The sequence below is a fragment of the Lutibacter sp. A64 genome, assembly GCF_022429565.1.
In the GTDB taxonomy this organism is placed as follows: domain Bacteria; phylum Bacteroidota; class Bacteroidia; order Flavobacteriales; family Flavobacteriaceae; genus Lutibacter.
In genome coordinates this window covers 3201511-3222216 of sequence record NZ_CP092487.1, presented here as the reverse complement: position 1 = coordinate 3222216, position 20706 = coordinate 3201511, and the positions used below count along the sequence as shown (strand labels likewise).

Sequence of the window (20706 nt, the reverse complement as noted above, 5' to 3'; positions counted from 1 at the left end):
AATTGCATCCCTTTTTTTATGATTTATAAATTTAAACTCGTTAAAACTTATAAGAATACCCAAGTGAAAACTCAAATCCGGTAACTCTAGAAGAATAAATTTGATCTTCAGCTTTAAAAGATTGATATACACTTTCTTTATTTTCATTTAAAAGATTGTTTAGCTTTAAGTCTATTTTAGATCTTTTTTCTTCACCAAAAGATTTATTTAAAGTAAAGTTTAAGCTATGAAATGGACTTGTATATACATCTGGAACATCACCAGTTCCTACAATTTCTAAAGTTTCACCTTGCACATTGTAAAACAGTCCCGCTTCAAATGCCAACGCTTCATTTGTATAATCTAAACCTGCATTTACTAAATACGGAGATTGTCCTTGTAAATCTCTTATTTTACTTATATTTTGTCCATCTCTTGCAGCATTTAATCTACTAGCATATTCGTTATCTTCCATCTCTAGTTCAGATTTCATTATTGAAATATTACCAGTTAATTTAAGATTATCAAAACTTTCGGAAATAAAACCTAAACGTTGTCTAAATTCTAATTCAAGACCATATACTTTTGCACTACCAAGGTTATCTACTGTAACCTGAGTTGGTGCTTGTAAGAAAAATACATTTTCAATTGGATCTGTAAAATCTTTATAAAAACCACTTACAGAAACCATTTGTCCTCTTTCTCTAAAAATCTCATAACGTAAATCAAAGTTATTAACGTATGTAGGTTGTAAATCTATATTACCAATAAATAAATAACCTGTAATTGGATCAAATATTTGAGATTTTGAAGCCTCTTTAAATGATGGTCTTGCTGTTGTTCTAAAATATGCACCTCTAATTTTAGCATCATCATTTAATTCATAAATTAAATTTGCTGATGGAAAAAAATCAAATTCATCTAAAATTGGTTCACTATCATAAATTACATCGTTATTTTGACCTGTGTAAAAAGATTCAAATTTTTCGGTACGTAAACCTATAACAGATTTAAATTTATCACTTAAACTAAACTCAGAAGACACATACGCGGCATAAATGTTTTGTTTACCTTCATAAGAATCGTTTGGATTATATTGATCTCCAAAAATTAAATGTGAACCTTGCCCTGTTTGGTAAGTCCATAAATTTTCTTCGGCCAATAAATTATCTACATTACCATCAGCAATAAAAGATCCATCTCCAGTAATTTTAAATGTAAAATCATCTACCTCAAAATCACGAAATTTCATAACATAGTTACCTCCAAATTTAAATTTAGCAGGTCTATTAAACATCTCGTGGTTCTTTTTTAAATCTACTTTACCAACCCAGCTTTCTTCTTGCAACATTCTCCATAAACGAATTGGAAAAGTTGAAGCACTAGGACTAATACTATAATCTCCTTCTCCAGAAGCTTGTAAAGGTGTTATTCTATGGTCTTTATCGTGAACTTTAGATAGTGTAGGTGAAAAATTCCAATCAAAATCCCAAGCATCTTCATTGTCTCCTAATTGATGAGAACCAGAAAATAAAATATTAGTTACTGATCTTTCCGTATAAGTTAAAGCATGCTTAATTAATGGTTCTTGAGCTCCACCTGTACCGTCTTGTGATATAGATTGATTAAAAAACCCTGCTGAAGATTCTCCATTTTGGATATGCAATAAATTTAAGCGGTATTTAGACAAATCTGTTTTATAAGTAAGACCTAATAAACCGTTAGCTATTACGCTATTTACTCCATAAGCACCATTAGATGTTAAAACGGGTCTTTGTTCATTCTCACTTTTATCTTGATTTAAAACATAAGCTCCATCAAGTCTGTTCTCATAAAATTCAGTTGAGTTTTTATAAGAAAATGAGGTAATAAAACCAAATCTATCATTCTCACCAACATTGTATTGATTTCCTATTGTAAACCCAAAATTATAATCCATACCACTAGTTTCTTTTTCTGCAGCTAACTCTTTATTAAATCTATTTGTTAAAGAAGTTAATGTTAATCTGTTTTCAAAAGTACCAGGAATTGGTTGGTATCTATTTATAGGTCTATCTCTTAAGCCATTATCAAACCCTAAAATATCAGTATCACTTCCGCTATACGAAAGATAATTTTTATTGAAGTGCATTTCAGAATTGTAACCAGCTCCAACTTTTACTGAAGCTTCAAATTGATTTGGAAAATCTTTAGTTACAATATCAACCAAACCACCTGTAAAATCGGCAGGATATTCAGCAGAAGCAGCTTTAATTACAATTACATTTTCTAAAATATTGGTTGGAAAAATATCCATTTGTATTGTGTTTCTATCAGGATCTAAACCTGGAATATCTACACCATTAAGCATTGATTTTGTATATCTATCACCTAAACCTCTTACATATACATATTTTCCACCTTGAACAGAAACACCTGGAACACTTTTTACGGCGGCCGCTAAATCTCCGGCTCCAGTTTTATTAATTGTTTGTGAAGACAAACCATCTAACAAAGTCGCTGATTTTTTTTGATAATTTAAAACTGCTGCTTCAGAATTCTTTTTTACTGAAGTTGTTATAATAATTTCATCTAATGTATTTGTATTTAAAGTAATGTCTATAGTATTTACTTCATTAGCTTTTACAACTACTTCTGTTAATTCTTGAGTATCATACCCAATAAAAGAATAAAGTAAGGTATAGGTTCCTGGTTCTAATTCTAACGAATACTTACCATCAAAATCTGAAGTAGTTCCAATACTGGCTCCTTTTACAATAATATTTGCAAAAGCTAAAGGCTCATTATATTCACCATCTATTACAGATCCTGCAACTTTACCCTTTTGAGCATTCATTGAAAATGAAGCAATGACAAAGATAAGTGTTAGAAATTTATATATTTTTTTCATATAAAATTAAGCTATTAATAACTGCTCACCTTGTGAGCAGTTATTGTTATAAGGTATTGTGATTTATAATAGATTAGAAGCCTAAACTTGCTGCTTCATTAGCATAAGTCCAACTTAAACTAGAAGTACTTGCTCCAACAGTTTGATTTCCTGAAGTTACAGCAGAAGCGGTATCACCAAAACCAGTTACTGTAACCGTTTCAGCTTTATTTGCAAAAATAGATTTAACATCTGTAACTCCTGTAGGCAATACAATTTCCCAAGTACCAAATGTTAATTTACCATCATTATAATTTGTTGCAACTCCATCATTATCTAACTCAACATCAGAACTAGCTTTAAATCCGTAAGCATAAACGTTAGTTGTAGATCCCATTGCAGAACTTCTGTAATCTGCATACTCACCATTATCGGTATCAGTGTTACCAATTAAGGTTAAGTTTTTTATACTAAATCGCCCTTCAATAGTTCCTTCTGGACCATCAATTTCTAAACCATGGTCAGAGTCAGCTCCTAAAATAACTACAGCATTATCAATTGTACCTGAATACGCTTGGTCAACATCTAAACCATCATCTCCTTGTGCCCAAATTAACACGTTAGAAACATTTACTGTTCCACCAAAAAATTCAATTCCATCATCTACAGTTCCAACAATCTCAATATTATTAATTGTTGTACCTGAACCAACAGCACCTAAAGTTAAACCATTAATTTCGTTTCCTTCTCCAATTAAAGTACCACCGTGACGGATAGAAATATATTCAAATACTCCTGAATTATCGTCATCTGTAAATACACCATCTACGGCACCGTATAAACCAAATGTATCATCTGCCGAAATTCCTTCTATTTGTAATTGAGTAACATCATTTTTAAAAGAACTAGTTGCTTTTCCTAAGATTAATACTCCACCCCAAAGACCATTATTGGTTTCATCTAAGTTAGTACCATATTTTTGACCTGGTTCAATATTATCCGCTTCAGCAGTAAATATAATAGGATTTGAAGCTGTTCCTTTAGCATTAATTTTAGCTCCTCTTGCTACAATTAAAGCAGAAGATAAAGATCCTGTACCTGCTCTACCTTTAATAATAGTTCCTGGTTCAATTGTTAAAGTAACACCTTCTTGTACAACAACTTTTCTATCTAATATATAAACGTTGCCTGAAGTCCAAGTTTCATCTAAAGCAATACCACCTGCTTTGATAATAGTTTCATAATTTTCTTCTTCACCACCTCCAGTTGAGCTGTTGTTAGTGATATTATTTGTAACCTCCTCAATTATTATTGGAGTATCATCATCTTCAAAACATCCTGTAAAAATAAATGACGTTGCTACTAAAGCCGTTAACAAAACTTTTCTCATTATAATCTGATTTTAATTAATTTTTAAATTTAATTTTCTATTATTCATTTTTGTTGGTGCAAATAAACCACCCCTAGGTAAATGAATAGTTAATCAGATGTTATAAAAAAATAACTATAAGGTTAATTTAAAGTTAAAGAGAATTAAGTCTTTTTTAAGGTTAAAAATTACTGCTTGTCAATTTGAGCCACAGCGTTATTGGTAGTACTTAAAGATAAAACATCTAACGTTTGATTATAAATGCTTTTATCTCCTGAAGTTATAAGTACATTTTCAACTATTACCTTAGAATACCCAATAAAAGAGAATTCTAAAGTATATGTTCCAGGTTTTAAGGCAATTGAATAAGAACCATCAAAGCCAGTTTCTACTTGTTTGTCTAATTCTTTTACAGTAACTGTTGCAAAAATAAGCGGCTCATTATCAGCTGCTTTATCTAAAACAATTCCCTCAACAATACCATTACTCTCTTGCTTTATAAGAGAGGTCATTTCAAAAGATTGCCCCATAGAAGTTACTCCAACCAATAAAAATAAAACTGTAATTAATGCTTTCATACTTTAAAATTTCTTTACAGCAAATAACCAACCTTAATGTTAAGTAAAGGTTATTTTAAACTTATAGTTATGTGTCTTTAGTGTTAAGTTTTAAAACTATTTGATTCTTTAAAATTATTATTAATAACTATATTGCGTCAAATTAAAAAAACAACAATGAATTGGAATCAACTACTATCTTTAAAGCGTTATGGAGATAGGCAAATAAGACTAAGAAGTAAACAAGATGAAACACGCCTTGGATTTGAGGTAGATTATGACCGTATAATTTTTTCAGATTCATTTAGAAGCTTACAAGACAAAACACAAGTTATACCATTATCTAAAACAGATTTTGTGCATACACGTTTAACACATAGCTTAGAGGTTAGTGTAGCAGCAAGATCTTTAGGTAGAATTGTTGGAGAAAAAGTACTAGAAAAATATCCTGTATTAACAAATTTAGGTTATAAAATGAACGATTTTGGAGCCATTGTAGCCACTGCTGCTTTAGCTCATGATATTGGAAACCCTCCTTTTGGACATAGTGGTGAAAAAGCTATTGGAGAATATTTTACAAATGGAAAAGGTAAAAAATTTAAAGAACAGCTTACCGATAAACAATGGCAAGATTTAATTGACTTTGAAGGAAATGCGAATGGTTTTAGAATTTTAAGTGAAACCAAAGAAGGTATAGCAGGTGGCTTGCGTTTATCGTACGCAACTTTAGGTGCTTTTTTAAAATACCCAAAAGAATCTTTACCAAAAAAACCAACACAACATATTGCCGATAAAAAATATGGCATATTTCAATCTGAAAGAGATTTTTTTAATGAACTAGCAGAAGAATTAGGTTTAATTTCAACTGGAACTAATGGAAATATTGCTTTTAAAAGACATCCGTTAGCATATTTAGTAGAAGCTGCAGATGATATTTGCTATACTATTATAGATTTTGAAGATGGCATTAATTTAGGTTTAATTGAAGAAGAATTTGCTTTAGAATATTTAATAAAACTGGTTAAAGACACTATTAATTCAGAAAAATATTATCAATTAAAGCATAAAAAAGATCGTTTAAGCTATTTACGCGCTTTAGCAATTGGAACACTTATTGGTGAAGCTTCAAAAGTTTTTTTAGAAAATGAAGAAGCTATTTTAAATGGAAATTACCCGTATTCTCTTTTAGAAAAATGTAAATATGAAGCTCAAATAAATGATATTATTAAATTAAGTGTTGAAAAAATATACAAAAGCAGAGAAGTAATTGAAAAAGAATTAATGGGCTATTCTATAATTTCTAAATTACTCGATGTCTTTTTAACAGCTTCTAACAATAAATTTGAAAACAAACTTTCTAATTACGATAAATTAGTGCTTAACTTATTGCCTGAACATTTACAAACACCAAACGAAACACTTTACCTTAGAATTTTAAATATTTGTGGTTTTGTTGCTAGTTTAACAGATGGGTTTGCTTTGCAATTATATAAAAAAATAAATGGTTAATTTTTTTAGTTTTTATTAAGGGTAATTTGCCTTTCTTAAAACCCGCACAGCTTCTTTATATTTTATATAACTAGATTTATTTTCTAAGTTTTTTAAATAGCTTTTAGATTCTTTTAATTTAGAAAAAGCATTGGGTATTTGGTTTAACACACAAATCATATAATTTGTTGGTAACTCTTTTACATCTTCACACTCAACCTCACTTAGAGGTTGTTTATTTTTTAATTTATCTAAAATAGTATTGCAATTATTAAATATACATCGTAGTTCTTTTTTATTAAAACGAGGCGGTTTAAATAAAAGCTTTGTTACAATATCATATTTACCATTTTCCTTAAAATTAATAACTGTTTTTTCTAAAGGATAAAAATCAAATTCGTCTTTAATTCTTAAAAAAACATATTCTGTAATAATAAACGATTGAGCATTCACTTCTATCTTAACTTCATCTAATGCAGAATAAAACAAACGGACTTGCTCATCTATAAGTTCAATATCAACTCTAGAATAAAAAACTTTATCTCCTACAATTTTTTTCTCTCCAGCCCAACACAACACAAATTGTTCATTAAAGACTTTATAAATAGGATTATATGCTTCTTTATGTCTTTCAAAAAAATCGAAAACCCCATCTAATGTTAGTTTTATATTATTACTCGCTTTTTTTTCAATAGCTTCTACAATTTCTTTATTGGTACTTTTTAATTCAAATTTTACTAAAGTAGACATAGAAGTACTTCCTCTTCTATAAAAAATACGTCCTTTTGCATATTTCCATAGTTGTTTTTTTAAACGGGTAATTTTATTATTAGGATGTATAGTAACCAAACCGATAACTTTATAACGTGGTAAGCTTGGAAACCGGATGTTTTCGTATTGAATTTTAGGCGGATTTTCTAAATATGAATTTACTAAATTTTGAATTTTACTATCATCAAAAAAATCTACACCTTTAATTAAATTTAATTGATCTTCAACTCCAATTACTATGTATGAATTATTTTCTGGGTTAGAATTAGATAATGCGCAAACGTGTTTTAAAAATTTAGCTTTCCCCTCATTAGAATCTAATAGCACTTTTAACTTTTTATCATAAAAGCTATTTTCATCATTTTGTGCTAGTAAATTTTTTATTAGTAAACGTTTGTTTATCATTTTAATCTAATTATTCTTTATTTAAAATTGTTGCACTTGCCTGCGCTGTAGGATAAACAATTAAATCTTCTATATTAACATGAACCGGGCGAGTAATTACAAAATAAATAATTTCTGCAATGTCTATTGCTTGCAAAGCCTTGTAACCTGCATATACATTTTTAGCTTTTTCTACATCACCTTTAAAACGAACTTCAGAAAACTCTGTTTCTACTGCACCCGGATGAATTGCAGCAACTCTAATATTATGCTTATTTAAATCAATACGCATTGCCTTATTTAAAGCATTTACAGCGTGTTTAGATGCGCAATACACATTTCCGTTAGGATATACATCTTTCCCAGCAATAGAGCCTATATTTACAATAAATCCCTCATTTCTATTTACCATTTGAGGCATAATTGCTTTTGAAACATACAACAAACCTTTCACATTAATATCTAACATAGCGTCCCAATCGTCAATACTACCATCTTGAATACTGCTTAAGCCATGTGCATTTCCGGCATTATTAATTAAGATATCAATTTTTTTAAAAGCTGAAGGCAATGTTTCTATAGCTTTAAACACGGCATCTTTATCACTTACGTCAAATTGTAAAGTAATAACATTGGTTAATTTACCCAACGTTTCTTTTAGCGCTGTTAAACGTTCACTTCTTCTACCACAAAGAATTAAATTTATATTGTTTTTAGCAAAAATTTCTGCTGTAGCTTTTCCTATACCAGAAGTTGCTCCTGTTATAAATGCAGTTTTTGATTTCATTTTAAAATATTTTTTTTGAAGTATAAAGGTACAAAAAAACCGCTCCAAAAAGGAGCGGTTTTACTAGTTAGCTATCGAAATAGCCAACTAAAAATCAACTAACCAAACTTTATTTTAAATTTCTTCTAACTTTTGTTTCTCTTATTACCTTAGTTCGTTTTCTACCCTCATTACTTACACTCTCAACTGCATTTTTTTCTGAACTATTTTTTAAATATTGTATGTAACCTCTTCCGGTAAACTCGTAAGTTGTTCCAGAATCAATGTGGTACAAACTAATCCTTCCATCATTTACAACGCTCAACTCAAACTCTTCAGTACCGTACAAATCATAATTTAATGTTAAAATTTTTAAATCATCATATCCTTGTACATCATACACCGAATAGCCACCTACATAATCCCAATATATACTAGCAATTTGCGTGCCAACTTTATCTTGTGAAGAATAAAATGTTGTTAAATTTTCAGGTGTAAATGCTAAAAAGTTTTCATTATCAAATTCATTTACATAACCCGCATTACTAGTATAATTTTTTTCCCAAGCATTATATTCTTGTAAGAAATACTCAATATTGTCATAAAACACTTGATCGTAATCAAAATTGTATTGTTGATACCCTTCTAAATAATAGGTTACATTATTATAATTGTCTTTTAATCGTATTCTATCTCTCGATACTTCAATAACATCAAAATCATAATAACCATCTAAATTATGATCTATTTCTAAGAATCCGTTATACGTATCGTAATATCCTATTTGAACTCCATATCCATCACCATTAATTCCAATACCAACTATATTATTATTTGCATATACTCTTCCATTTATAAATGAAATAGTAAACGCTTTAGATAAAAAAGGTACATCTCCCGTTCCCGTTGTTTTATTATAATCTATATACCATAAATCATAATCTGTAATAACCTCTTCTAAACGTCCGTAATAATAATCTTCATCTCCTATAGATACGCTACAAGATGAAAATGACACTCCAATAATAAGGCTAGCAAAAAGTAATTTTAAAGTTTTCATAATCATCTGGTTTTATTGTTATACTGTAGAAAATTCAAAATCTATGCCAAAAAAATAATAAACTCAATAAATAAACGTTAACCAACTGAAATTATGTCAATTAAAACTTAAATAATATTTATTTATTACCCTCTTTTATCTCTGAAATTTTATAATAGTTTATTTTATTTTTACTAAAAAAAGAGATTACAGCTTCGTTTTTAGTTAAACTAAAAGGTATATTTTTTGAAATATCAGGGAGTTGATTTCCGAACTCTTTTTTAGAATCACTATGCAATACATAATTTTTTATACTATTTGGCATTTTAAACGTTCCAAAATAAGTGTTTTCACCTATAGAAGTGTCCTTCTTTTCTAACTTAGCAGACATATTTCTAAAATATATAGAATCTAAAGTAATATTAGAATTATCAATCTCAAGATAAATTGTATAACCTTTAGCTCCTGGCTGTTGGCCAAACCAAGAAGTATAGAATGCATTATGTATATTAAATGGAAGGTGCTTTTCTAATTTATTATTTGAAGTACTACCACAAGAAAATAGTAAAGCTAGCATTCCAAAACTTATTAAATATCGTAATTTTTTCATTTTATAAAAATTTAAAATAGTATTACAAAACATATACCAAGTTAAAAAAAAGAGCTTACCACAATGGAAAGCTCTTTTATATTTTTCAATGTATTTTTAATCTAGAGTGAGAATTTTAGGACTTCGCTACTCTGCGTCTAATTGTTTAAAGCCTCCGCGCTTTTGGATAATTTGACTTCGCTACTCTGCGTCTAATTATTCAAAGCCTCTGCACCACCAACAATTTCTAATATTTCGTTTGTAATAGCAGCTTGACGGGCTTTGTTATAAGTTAATAATAACTCGTCTCGTAAATCTGTTGCGTTATCAGTTGCCTTATGCATTGCAGTCATACGAGCGCCGTGTTCAGATGCAAAAGAATCTCTAAGTGCTTTGTATAATTGAGTTTTTAATGATTTAGGAATCAATTCTAATACAATTTCAGCTTTAGATGGCTCAAATATATAATCAGCATTTGAAGTAACTTCACCTTCTTTCATTGGTTCAATAGGTAAAAATTGCTCTACCGTAGTTATTTGTGTTGCAGCATTTTTAAATCTATTGTAAATTAATTCAACTTTATCGTAATCACCTTCAGCATACATATCCATTATTTTGTTAGCGATAACAGCAACATTTTCAAATGTTAATTCATCAAAAATATCGTTATTATTTTCAATAACAGTATGTTTCTTAGCTAAAATATCATTTCCTTTTTTACCAATTGTTAGAAGTTCAACTTGTTTACCGCTGTAAGAATTTTTAATGTATTTTGCAGTTTCTTTAATTATAGAAGAGTTAAAACCACCACATAAACCTCTATTAGATGTAATTACAACTAATAATACTTTTGAAACTTCTCTTTGTTCAGAATAAACGCCACCTACTTCACCTTCTAAAGTTGTACTTAAACTTTGTAAAAGTTCTGTGAGTTTTTCGGCATACGGACGCATTTGTGTAATTGCATCTTGTGCTTTTTTCAACTTTGCAGCCGATACCATTTTCATGGCACTGGTAATTTGCATTGTTGAACCAATGGATGTAATTCTGTTACGTATTTCTTTTAAGTTTGCCATTTATATCTGGTATCTAGTGAATATTTAGTATTGAGAAAAAACTCAATACTAAATACTAAAAAATCTTAATTAAGCGTATTTTTCTGAAACTTCTTTTGCTGCAACTGTTAAAACATCAATTACTTCATCTGTTAATTTACCAGCTTTTAAAGTATCTAATGTATCTCTATGTTTAGCATTTAATAATTGAATATAATCGCTTTCAAATTCTTTAACTTTTTCAACAGGAACATTTCTTAATAAATTTTTAGAACCTGCATAAATAATTGCAATTTGATCTTCAACTTTAAATGGATCTGCTTGTGCTTGTTTTAAAATTTCAACATTGCGTTGTCCTTTTGAAATCACATTCATTGTAGCTGCATCTAAATCAGAACCAAATTTAGCAAACGCTTCTAGTTCACGAAATTGCGCTTGATCTAATTTTAATGTACCTGCTACTTTTTTCATTGATTTAATTTGAGCGTTACCACCTACACGAGATACTGAAATACCTACGTTAATAGCCGGGCGTACACCTGAATTAAATAAATCTCCGTCTAAGAAAATTTGTCCGTCTGTAATTGAAATTACATTTGTTGGAATATATGCCGAAACGTCTCCTGCTTGTGTTTCAATAATTGGTAAGGCTGTTAAAGAACCTCCTCCTTTTACTTTTCCTTGTAAAGATTTTGGAACATCATTCATTTGAGCCGCAATTGTATCATCATTAATAACTTTTGCAGCACGTTCTAATAAACGAGAGTGTAAGTAAAAAACATCTCCTGGGTATGCTTCACGTCCTGGTGGACGACGTAATAATAAAGAAATTTCACGGTACGCAACAGCTTGTTTAGATAAATCATCATAAACAATTAAAGCTGGACGACCTGTATCTCTAAAATATTCTCCAATTGCAGCACCTCCCATTGGAGCATATACTTGCATTGCAGCAGGGTCAGATGCATTAGCAGCAACAATTGTTGTATAAGCTAAAGCTCCTTTTTCTTCTAATAAATTTGCAATGGCAGCAACTGTAGATGCTTTTTGACCAATTGCAACATATATACAATATACTGGAACACCAGCATCGTAAAATTCTTTTTGATTGATAATAGTATCAATAGCAACTGTTGATTTACCAGTTTGGCGGTCACCAATAATAAGCTCACGTTGTCCTCTACCAACAGGAATCATAGCATCAACTGCTTTTAAACCTGTTTGTAATGGTTCTGTTACTGGCTCTCTATAAATTACACCAGGAGCTTTACGCTCTAATGGCATTTCAAAAGTTTCACCTTGAATAGCACCTTTACCATCAATTGGAAAACCTAAGGTATTTACTACACGACCAACAATTCCTTCACCTACTTTTAATGAGGCAATACGCTCAGTACGTTTTACAGTAGAACCTTCTTTAATTGCAGAAGAATGTCCTAATAAAACAACACCTACATTGTCTTCTTCTAAGTTTAGTACAATTCCTTCTAATCCATCTTGAAACTCAACTAACTCACCATATTGAACATTTGCTAAACCATATACACGTGCTATACCATCACCTACTTGTAATACTGTTCCCACTTCGTCTAATGAAGCTGATGCTTCAAAGCCTGCTAATTGTTGTTTTAAAATCGCTGATACTTCAGCTGGTTTTATTGATGCCATTTTATATATTTTTTAATACTAAAATCTTTTATATTTAAATTTAAAAACTATTAATTTTCAAATTCTCTTTTTAATACTTGTAATTTATTTGAAATACTTGCATCGTATTGAATATCTCCAATACGTAATATAAATCCACCAATAATACTAGGATCTATAGTATTTTCTATAGTAGCTTCTTTGCCAGTAACTTCTTTTATTTTAGCAAGCACTTGGGTATTTAAAGCTTCTGTTAATGGAACTGCTGTTGTTACTTTAGCAACTTCTATTCCTTTTAACTCATCAAAAATAACAGTATATTTTTCAGCTACGTCTGTTAAGATTGATAATCTTTTATTTTCAACTAAAAGATCTATTAAGCCAATAGTTAAACCAGATACTTTTGAAGAAAAAATTTCTTTTAAAGCGGCTTTTTTAGACTCCGCTTTTAAAACTGGACTATTTAAAACCAATTGTAAATCTTTACTTTCTTCAATTGTACTTACAACCATCAACATATCGTTATTCACTTCAACTTCTTTCGATTGTTCAAGTGCAAAACTTAATATTGCTTTTGCATATCTTACTGCTGCTCTAGATCCGCTCATTTGAATTTTATTAGCTAATAGTTACTTCTTTTAATAGCTCTTCAACAAGTTTAATTTGCTTGTTTTTATCTGCTAATTCACCTCTAACAACTTTTTCTGCTATATCTACTGATAATTCAGCAACTTGATTTTTTAAATCTGTAATTGCAGCTTGTTTTTCAGCTTGGATAGTTGCTTGTGCTTGTGCTACAATTTTAGTTGCTTGTGCTTGTGCTTCATTTTTGGCTTCAGATATAATACCTTCTTTCATTTCACGCGCTTCTTTTAAAAGTGCATCGCGTTGCGCACGCGCTTCTTTTAAAATACGTTCGTTATCTGCTGTTAGGTTTTGCATTTCTTTACGCGCATTTTCAGCTTCGTCTAATGCATCTTTTATACCGTCTTCTCTTTCATTAACTGAGTTTAAAATAGGTTTCCAAGCAAATTTATGCAATGCAAGTACTAAGACAATAAATAAAACTAATTGCCAGAAAAATAAACCTATAGAAAACTGTTCTATTAACTTATCCATTTTTTGTTTTGTTATTCTTTAATTAATAGTTTAAATAATAGCTACAACCAACCGTTGTAGCTATTTATTTTTTCTTAAGCTGCAAATAAAGCAGCAAATCCAATACCTTCAATCAAAGCTGCAGCAATAAGCATTGCAGTTTGAATTTTTCCAGAAGCTTCTGGTTGACGAGCAATAGCTTCCATTGCTTGTCCTCCAATTCTACCGATACCAATAGCAGCACCAATAACAATTATTCCAGCTCCAATGTAATTTAGACCTTCCATATTTATATATATTAATTAATTAAACATTCAATTTTAATGTTCATCATGTTCTTCTACCGCCATACCAAAGTACAATGCAGATAACATAGTGAAAATATATGCTTGTAGCGCTGCTACTAATAATTCTAATAATGCTAAAGCAAATGACAGTCCAAATGATAATGGACTACCAATCCAACTTTTAAAAATAAACATTAAACCAATAATACTCATTAATACAATATGACCTGCTGTAATATTTGCATACAAACGAATCATTAATGAAAATGGTTTAATAAATGTTCCTAACAATTCTATTGGCGCTAAAATAATTTTCATTAATGTTGGTACGCCTGGCATCCAAAAAATGTGTTTCCAGTAATTTTTGTTTGCTGTAAAAGTTGTTAGTAAATATGTTATTAATGCTAAAGCAAAAGTAACTGCAATATTGTTAGTTACATTAACTCCTAGAGGTGTTAAACCTAATAAGTTTATTATCCACACAAAGAAAAATACAGTTAACAAGTAACTCATGTATTTTCTGTAATGTTTTTCTCCAATATTTGGAATTGCCACATCATCTCTAATATATACAATTAGAGGCTCTAACAAACGGCCTATTCCTTTTGGCAATGCATTGTTCTGGTATGATTTAGCCATTCTAATAAAAATAAACAGCATTAAAACAGCAACAAACATAATAAAAACAACGTTTTTAGTAATAGAAAAATCTAAAGGCTTTACATTTGTAGCATGATGTTCTTCATCATAATTTATAGTACCTGCTGCATCTGTTTTGTATATTTTACTATGGTATAACTTGTAATAATTACCATCTACTTCTGCTAATGTTTCTCCGTGATTAAATTTTGAAGAAGAGAATACTTTTAAGCCACCATCCCATAAGATTACTGGTAGTGGAGCACTAAAATATTTATGTTCTCCGGCATCTGTTGTCCAAGAAAACAATGTAAAATCATATGAATCTAGCAAGTGATGTGCTATATATTCTTTAATTTCAGTTCTAATATCTTTATCTTCGTTAGAAGAATCTCCATGAACTTCTTTTGAAGCATCATGTTGTGCATTTGCTGAAATTGTTACCATTAAAAGCAGTAACGTAAGTATTTTTATCAAGTTAATTCTGTGCATATCACTTTATTAATAGTGTTCCCTAAAAATATTTTGCAAATGTACGTTTTTATATTAGAAACCAAAAAATATTTTTTGATGTTTTCCCCCATCTAAATAAGACTATTTAAACCTATTTAAAGTTTGTTATTCAATAGTTTGGATACATAAATTATCTCCAGCACTAAGCACGTTAGGTATGGCACTAAAAACGATAAAGACTCTAACTTATCTATGCTTCCATTTTTATTAAAAATTGGAAAGAAAAAAATAAAAAATATTGTAAATTTTAACAAACTTCCACCCATAAATATAAAACCAAGTAGGTCTAAATATTTTTTTCTAAGCTTGTATAAAGCAATAAAAATAACAATTGCTAATAAATAGTTAACACCGTAAGATGCCAAAATTAAATTATTAAATAGTGGTAATTTTAAATAAAATAAGAATATTAAATGAACTCCAAAAACAATACCTAACAGTACAAATAATTTAAAACAAAAAATAAAAACTGGATTAATCGTATTTATCATTTATATTTTTTAACTGTGCTAAAACACTCCAAATTGAGGCAAATAGAGCAAATAGAGTTAGTATTATTGTATAGATTTTATTAGTTGTTTGAAAATAAGCATCTAACCACTTTCCAAAATAAACACCCAAATATATGGTAACACCCATTTGCATGGCTACACCAGTTAGTTGTAAGTATTTATTAAGCTGTCTTTTCTTTTTTGGATTGTCCATTTTTTAATTCCTTAACAGTACCTTTCATTGCGCAAGTTGCATTAAACTCGGCACCTGGCTCTACAGATAACTTACTAATAATTACATCGCCAGAAATTTTAGCAGTTGTTTTTAAAGATAAAATACTATGAACTAACAACTCTCCAGAAAATACACCTTCAATATCTGCATTGCTACATTCTACTTTTCCTTTAACAGTTCCAGAACTTCCAATTATAACTCTACCATTTGTTTTTATAGTTCCTTCAATACTTCCATCAATTCTAAAATCTCCTTCAGATATTACATCTCCAACTATGGATGTATTTTTTCCAATTATGTTCCGTTCTGAAACTCCTGATTGCTTTTCTTTTTTTTCTGAAAACATGATTTATAAATTTATTAAGGGATGATTAAATTCTTGATTTTATAGCTTCAACTACTTCTAATGCTTTTTTTCCTTCTTCGGTATTTGGATAATTTGTTGCCACAAAATTTAAAGCATTTTCAAAAGCCTTTATGCCTTCTTTTTTACCTATTGTATATGCTTTTAACAATTCAAATTTAGAAACAATGGCATGACCTTCGTATTTTGATATTGCCAAAGCTGTTTTTTCTAGAACTAGATCGAACTTATTGTCTTTATAATCGTAAAAAACTGATGCATATTCACTTTCTGCCGAACTTCCGTCTTCTTGTATAAGCGCAGAATTTGGATTTAAAATGTTTTTAGCATACAACGATTCTGGGTAATTACTTACAATATCTTGTTTTAAATATGTTGCTTTGTAATTGTTTTGAGAATCATACATTTTATACAAATGGTATTTTGCCGGAACTTCAATTTTCTCATTTGGCTCAAACAACAGTAAACTCTCTAGCCTATCAATTGCCAAATCATATTCGTTAAATTGCTCTTTATAAATTACTCCTAATTTGTAATACGCATTGTTTCTTTTCTGTTTTAAACTATCAATTTCAGATTTTTCTGAAGGAATACGCTCTAAGTAATAATTAAGATCGTACATTTTAGTAACATCAATTTCAGCAATACCTTCTATATCAACTGCATCATTTTCTTGAAAATTCAACTGTGTTTTATCACTCAACCTCCAATTTTCTTCTAACGGACGATTTCCCCAAATACGTTTAAACTCTTGCTCTCCAAAACCAAGTGTTTGTGTATTATAAAAATACCATTTCCCTGTACTTTTATCATTTTTACTTAAACCTAAGCCTTTAAAAAAGCCACTTCCACTAGTAATTACTTTCTGATTTTTTTCATCTTCAGCTTTTAAACTTTCTATATATGAATTAAAATATGCAGTTTGCTCATCTAAACTCATTGCTGCAAGATTTAAAATACTGTCGTTAGTTTTTGCTATATTTTCATATAAAATAACATCATTTAAATTGGTGCGTTTTCTAGCTAAACTTCTAATTCTTTTAGAATCTTCTGAAGCTGTAATTCCTAAAATGGTATCGTAATAAGCACCTGCAACAGCAAATTCAGCTTTATCGAAATAATAATTACCGGCAGCTTCATAAGACAATTCTTTTTGAAGATTTGGTTGTGCACTTTCCTCTATAGATTTTTTAAAATATGTAATAGCTTCTTCAGAATTATTAGCATTTTCAATAACACCTAATTGATAATAAATTTCATCTAAATAAGGTTTATTATAACTGTTTTTTGTCATTTTTTGAAGTGCTTCAATTGCAGCTGCAGCATCTTTTTTTGTAACAAAATTCTTCGCTTTTTCTATCTGCGCTCTTGCTTGGTACTTTCTAGGCGCTCGGTTAAATTTAATAATATTTGTAAATGCAATATTAGAAGAATCTATTTGCCCCTTCTCTTTATACATTTGTCCTATTATATATAAATTTCGTGCTGTTTGCTCGGCGTTTTTAGTAGATAATTGTGGCTTAATTACATTTGTTTTCTTTTGAGTAATCATTGCCTTTGCTATCACAATATTTTTATTGGTAATTAAAACGCCTTTATTTAAGTGATACAAAGCAAGGTCTAAACTATCTATACTCATATAAGCCATTGCTAAAGCTGTATGCGCATCTTCAAAAATCTTCTGTTTTATTGTTGGATCTTCTAATAACTCTTTTAAATTATCAATAGCTTGCTCTTCGTTTCTTAAACGGACTAGTGTTTTTGCATGCCAAATTTTTGTTTCGTTAATTAGGTTTGCTCTTGGGTAATTACTTATTACGTAGTTAAAAGCTTCTAAAGCTGGTACAAACCTTTTAGAGTAATACCTAGCTTTTCCTAATAATAAATATGCATCGTCTATTTGTTTATTTCTTTCTTGACGCGCAATAAGCATTGAGTGTTTTTGAATGGCTTTTACAGCTTTTTCTTCAGCTCTTTCAAATTCTTTTGGAGCAACTTCTTCAGGTGTAACGCCAGGAACCACCAATTCATCTACCTCTAGTGGTTCAACAGGTAAACGTTCCCAAAAATTATCTTCGTAATTAGCATTTAACTGTTCTAAACCAGCTCTAAGTGCTTCGTGCCCATTAAAAAGAATGTTGTACTTGGTGTTAACAGCATGAAAATTTCTATTTAAAAATGCATCTTTTTTGGTTGAGCAACCAACAACAATAAGCACTAAAATTATGCTAATAAATATTTTATTAATGTTATTCAAAAGAGTTCTGTTTTACGTTTCCTTTAACTAAATACCTTGTTTATTATTGTAATAGGATTGTAAAAATACAAAAAACAATGAATTTAATTTGATTACACCGAAAAATAAGACTCTAACTCTTTTAAAGTTTCTTCTGAAGTTTTAATATCTTTTACAACAACTCCTTTGTCTAATACAACTATACGTTCACAAACTTCGGTAACGTGCCCTAAATCGTGACTAGAAATCAATACCGTTGCATTGCTGTTTACGGTTAAATCTTTTAATAATTTTTTAAGTCTAATTTGTGTTGTTGGATCTAAATTTGCAAAAGGTTCATCTAAAATAACAACTTCTGGACTTCCAATTAGAGCAGCTATAATTCCAACCTTTTTTTGATTTCCTTTCGATAAATCTCTTAAATATTTTTTCCCTCCTAAAATTTCTCCATTAAAAATTTCTTCAAATTGACTTAAAAAAGTATCGATATCAGCTTTGTTTAAACCTCTTAACTCTCCTATAAAATAGAAGTATTCTTCAGGTGTTAAATAACCTATTAAAAAACTTTCATCTATAAAAGCTGCTGTAAAAGGTTTCCAATCTTCACTTACATTTACTTGAATTTGATTATTTTTTATATGACCTGTTGTTGGTTTTATTAAATCTAGCAATAAATTAAAATAAGTGGTTTTACCTGCCCCATTATTACCTACCAAACCAAAAGATTGCCCTTTTGGAATTTCTAAAGCATCTATAGTTAAAACCGTATTTTCTCCGTATTTTTTTGAAAGTTCGCTTGTTATAATCATTTTAAATCTTCTTAAATTTTATTTTTCGCTAAAGGCAGCAACTGTTTTGTATTTTCCTGTTTGGTAAATGTTTTCAATTTTAGTTAAGAAAAAGTTTTTAAAAACAATTCCTAAAACACCACTTAAACCAAGCACTATAATTCCGGTTTCGTAATTCACTAACTTATAAGGTATGTAAAATAACAACATTGGTAACAGCATTTTTGGTAATGCAATTAACATTTGTGTTGGATTAAATCCGTTTGTGTTTCCAAAGGCTTTTGCTTTTACATTTAATTCTACAGGAACTCTATTTAATGCGCCTCCAAATAAGGTTATAAACGAATTAAGTCCAATATTAAATAATGTTGCAGCGGCAATCATAGCATAAATTTTCCAACCAAAATATATATAAGGTGTACTTAATACAAACGAAATTGCAACACCAACTATCATTAAATACCATTTAGATTCTAAATATTTTTTATACGGAATATTTTGACTCATTAGCATTTTATAATATTCGCTATCCCAAGACGGTACTAGCTGTCCGAATGTTAATAAAAAACCACCTGTTACAAATATAGATGCAAATGCTATCCAAGCTGGAGAATCGCTATACATTTTATTTGTGTAAAAAATTAATCCATAAAATAAGAACAAAAAAGACATCATTAATACTTGTTTTGGACGTGCATTTCTCCAAATAAGCTTCACATCATTTTTTAAAAAAATTGCAACACTTCCAAAACGATCCATCCACGATAAATCTACTTCACTTGCTTCTTCTATTTTTTTTGTAACAGCATCATCTAAATAAAATCCTTTTCGTATAAAATTAAAATTAATGCGGTACAGCACAAATACTAAAACAAGTGGTATAATAGCCAACACAGGATTGTTATACAATGCATTAAAAGCTACACCTATTGGCTCTGAAACTTTAAAAATATTAAAAAACTCCAAACTAATTAAAGCAGCAAAAACTGTAAGCAACACATAAAAAACCGTATTGCTTTTATTAATTAAAAAGTTTATAAAATTATTTGAAAACACTAAACACACCACTGCAAAAAACCAACATAATACATTTAAAACCGGATAACCTTTTACTAATAATACAATACTAAAAGGAATAAAAATAAAGAGCGGTATAAAGTTAAAAAATGAAATTGCTGTCTTCCTCAACAAATAATTTATAACGGCATCTCGTTTTACAGGAATAATCATTAATGGTTTTACATTCATAACTGGTAATTGCTGCATAAAAAACCGAAGTGCCAAATCAAAAATAAACCAATAAATTAAAAAGTTATTTACCGTAATAATTGGATCTATTTCTGGCATTGTTTTCTCTAAAATAAAAAAGAGCCCAACCCCTAAAAGTAAGGCAGCTCCTCCAAAATAAATTACAGCCAAGGCAAGTAAAATTTTTATTCCAATACCTTTTTTGAAGTATGATGAACGGGAAAATTGTTTCCATTCAAAATTTAAAAATTGTTTAATCATTTGGGTAGTTTTTGTGACTTTATGGTTAATAAG

At 29.6% G+C, this 20706-nt stretch carries 19 protein-coding genes; 1 reads left to right on the top strand and 18 read right to left on the bottom strand.

The annotated features are described in order from the left end of the window. Positions 1-40: 40 nt before the first annotated feature. The 3 genes from MKD41_RS13200 to MKD41_RS13190 form a co-directional block, all read right to left on the bottom strand. Positions 41-2869, bottom strand: a complete 2829-nt coding sequence (locus MKD41_RS13200; protein ID WP_240242768.1) for a TonB-dependent receptor — start codon at positions 2867-2869, stop codon at positions 41-43. Positions 2870-2942: 73 nt separating this feature from the next. Further along, the gene (locus MKD41_RS13195) at positions 2943-4238 is read right to left on the bottom strand and encodes a hypothetical protein (RefSeq protein ID WP_240242767.1); all 1296 of its coding nucleotides are present in this window, start codon (positions 4236-4238) and stop codon (positions 2943-2945) included. Positions 4239-4405: 167 nt separating this feature from the next. Next, a complete protein-coding gene (locus MKD41_RS13190; RefSeq protein ID WP_240242766.1) occupies positions 4406-4795 on the bottom strand; it encodes a carboxypeptidase-like regulatory domain-containing protein in 390 nt (129 codons plus the stop codon). A 156-nt stretch (positions 4796-4951) separates the two neighbouring features. On the opposite strand from MKD41_RS13190, the gene MKD41_RS13185 reads away from it, so the two are divergent. Continuing rightward, entirely contained in the window at positions 4952-6283 is a 1332-nt protein-coding gene (locus MKD41_RS13185) for a deoxyguanosinetriphosphate triphosphohydrolase (protein WP_240242764.1), read from the top strand. Positions 6284-6298: 15 nt separating this feature from the next. Here the strand turns inward: MKD41_RS13185 and MKD41_RS13180 are convergent, their stop codons facing one another. The 15 genes from MKD41_RS13180 to MKD41_RS13110 form a co-directional block, all read right to left on the bottom strand. Further along, on the bottom strand, positions 6299-7438 hold the full coding sequence (locus MKD41_RS13180; RefSeq protein ID WP_240242763.1) for an ATP-binding protein: 1140 nt from the start codon (positions 7436-7438) through the stop codon (positions 6299-6301). A gap of 10 nt (positions 7439-7448) precedes the next feature. Next, a complete protein-coding gene (locus MKD41_RS13175) occupies positions 7449-8204 on the bottom strand; it encodes an SDR family NAD(P)-dependent oxidoreductase (RefSeq protein WP_240242762.1) in 756 nt (251 codons plus the stop codon). 109 nt (positions 8205-8313) lie between these two features. Further along, positions 8314-9243 carry a hypothetical protein gene (locus tag MKD41_RS13170; protein WP_240242760.1) on the bottom strand — a complete coding sequence of 310 codons (930 nt, stop codon included), beginning with the start codon at positions 9241-9243 and terminating at the stop codon, positions 8314-8316. A 118-nt stretch (positions 9244-9361) separates the two neighbouring features. Continuing rightward, positions 9362-9832, bottom strand: a complete 471-nt coding sequence (locus MKD41_RS13165) for a hypothetical protein (protein ID WP_240242759.1) — start codon at positions 9830-9832, stop codon at positions 9362-9364. A gap of 191 nt (positions 9833-10023) precedes the next feature. Next, positions 10024-10887 (bottom strand): ATP synthase F1 subunit gamma, encoded by an 864-nt coding sequence (gene atpG, locus MKD41_RS13160; RefSeq protein WP_240242758.1) that lies wholly within the window; start codon positions 10885-10887, stop codon positions 10024-10026. 69 nt (positions 10888-10956) lie between these two features. After that, on the bottom strand, positions 10957-12534 hold the full coding sequence (atpA, locus tag MKD41_RS13155) for a F0F1 ATP synthase subunit alpha (protein ID WP_240242757.1): 1578 nt from the start codon (positions 12532-12534) through the stop codon (positions 10957-10959). A 50-nt stretch (positions 12535-12584) separates the two neighbouring features. Then, the gene (atpH, locus tag MKD41_RS13150; protein ID WP_240242756.1) at positions 12585-13121 is read right to left on the bottom strand and encodes an ATP synthase F1 subunit delta; all 537 of its coding nucleotides are present in this window, start codon (positions 13119-13121) and stop codon (positions 12585-12587) included. Between the two features lie 10 nt (positions 13122-13131). Beyond that, positions 13132-13632, bottom strand: a complete 501-nt coding sequence (locus MKD41_RS13145; protein WP_240242755.1) for a F0F1 ATP synthase subunit B — start codon at positions 13630-13632, stop codon at positions 13132-13134. A 74-nt stretch (positions 13633-13706) separates the two neighbouring features. Then, positions 13707-13898 (bottom strand): ATP synthase F0 subunit C, encoded by a 192-nt coding sequence (atpE, locus tag MKD41_RS13140; RefSeq protein WP_240226188.1) that lies wholly within the window; start codon positions 13896-13898, stop codon positions 13707-13709. Positions 13899-13931: 33 nt separating this feature from the next. Continuing rightward, positions 13932-15029, bottom strand: coding sequence for a F0F1 ATP synthase subunit A (gene atpB / locus MKD41_RS13135; RefSeq protein WP_240242754.1), 1098 nt, complete (start codon positions 15027-15029; stop codon positions 13932-13934). Between the two features lie 495 nt (positions 15030-15524). Further along, positions 15525-15755 (bottom strand): AtpZ/AtpI family protein, encoded by a 231-nt coding sequence (locus MKD41_RS13130; RefSeq protein ID WP_240242752.1) that lies wholly within the window; start codon positions 15753-15755, stop codon positions 15525-15527. After that, positions 15724-16122: a bactofilin family protein gene (locus MKD41_RS13125; RefSeq protein ID WP_240242751.1), complete on the bottom strand. Its 399-nt coding sequence runs from the start codon at positions 16120-16122 to the stop codon at positions 15724-15726. The genes MKD41_RS13130 and MKD41_RS13125 overlap by 32 nt, the downstream gene beginning before the upstream one ends. Positions 16123-16147: 25 nt before the next feature. Next, positions 16148-18397, bottom strand: coding sequence for a type IX secretion system periplasmic lipoprotein PorW/SprE (gene porW, locus MKD41_RS13120; protein WP_240242750.1), 2250 nt, complete (start codon positions 18395-18397; stop codon positions 16148-16150). 92 nt (positions 18398-18489) lie between these two features. Beyond that, complete coding sequence (locus tag MKD41_RS13115) at positions 18490-19185, bottom strand: ABC transporter ATP-binding protein (protein WP_240242748.1); 696 nt, start codon at positions 19183-19185, stop codon at positions 18490-18492. A gap of 18 nt (positions 19186-19203) precedes the next feature. Further along, positions 19204-20673, bottom strand: a complete 1470-nt coding sequence (locus MKD41_RS13110; RefSeq protein ID WP_240242747.1) for a DUF5687 family protein — start codon at positions 20671-20673, stop codon at positions 19204-19206. Positions 20674-20706 lie beyond the last annotated feature (33 nt).

Excerpts from the sequence above, each read along its gene's own strand:
- MKD41_RS13200 (WP_240242768.1), bottom strand. The coding sequence starts at position 2,869 with ATGAAAAAAATATATAAATTTCTAACACTTATCTTTGTCATTGCTTCA.
- MKD41_RS13195 (WP_240242767.1), bottom strand. The coding sequence starts at position 4,238 with ATGAGAAAAGTTTTGTTAACGGCTTTAGTAGCAACGTCATTTATTTTT.
- MKD41_RS13190 (WP_240242766.1), bottom strand. The coding sequence starts at position 4,795 with ATGAAAGCATTAATTACAGTTTTATTTTTATTGGTTGGAGTAACTTCT.
- MKD41_RS13185 (WP_240242764.1), top strand. The coding sequence starts at position 4,952 with ATGAATTGGAATCAACTACTATCTTTAAAGCGTTATGGAGATAGGCAA.
- MKD41_RS13180 (WP_240242763.1), bottom strand. The coding sequence starts at position 7,438 with ATGATAAACAAACGTTTACTAATAAAAAATTTACTAGCACAAAATGAT.
- MKD41_RS13175 (WP_240242762.1), bottom strand. The coding sequence starts at position 8,204 with ATGAAATCAAAAACTGCATTTATAACAGGAGCAACTTCTGGTATAGGA.
- MKD41_RS13170 (WP_240242760.1), bottom strand. The coding sequence starts at position 9,243 with ATGAAAACTTTAAAATTACTTTTTGCTAGCCTTATTATTGGAGTGTCA.
- MKD41_RS13165 (WP_240242759.1), bottom strand. The coding sequence starts at position 9,832 with ATGAAAAAATTACGATATTTAATAAGTTTTGGAATGCTAGCTTTACTA.
- atpG (WP_240242758.1), bottom strand. The coding sequence starts at position 10,887 with ATGGCAAACTTAAAAGAAATACGTAACAGAATTACATCCATTGGTTCA.
- atpA (WP_240242757.1), bottom strand. The coding sequence starts at position 12,534 with ATGGCATCAATAAAACCAGCTGAAGTATCAGCGATTTTAAAACAACAA.
- atpH (WP_240242756.1), bottom strand. The coding sequence starts at position 13,121 with ATGAGCGGATCTAGAGCAGCAGTAAGATATGCAAAAGCAATATTAAGT.
- MKD41_RS13145 (WP_240242755.1), bottom strand. The coding sequence starts at position 13,632 with ATGGATAAGTTAATAGAACAGTTTTCTATAGGTTTATTTTTCTGGCAA.
- atpE (WP_240226188.1), bottom strand. The coding sequence starts at position 13,898 with ATGGAAGGTCTAAATTACATTGGAGCTGGAATAATTGTTATTGGTGCT.
- atpB (WP_240242754.1), bottom strand. The coding sequence starts at position 15,029 with ATGCACAGAATTAACTTGATAAAAATACTTACGTTACTGCTTTTAATG.
- MKD41_RS13130 (WP_240242752.1), bottom strand. The coding sequence starts at position 15,755 with ATGGACAATCCAAAAAAGAAAAGACAGCTTAATAAATACTTACAACTA.
- MKD41_RS13125 (WP_240242751.1), bottom strand. The coding sequence starts at position 16,122 with ATGTTTTCAGAAAAAAAAGAAAAGCAATCAGGAGTTTCAGAACGGAAC.
- MKD41_RS13115 (WP_240242748.1), bottom strand. The coding sequence starts at position 19,185 with ATGATTATAACAAGCGAACTTTCAAAAAAATACGGAGAAAATACGGTT.
- MKD41_RS13110 (WP_240242747.1), bottom strand. The coding sequence starts at position 20,673 with ATGATTAAACAATTTTTAAATTTTGAATGGAAACAATTTTCCCGTTCA.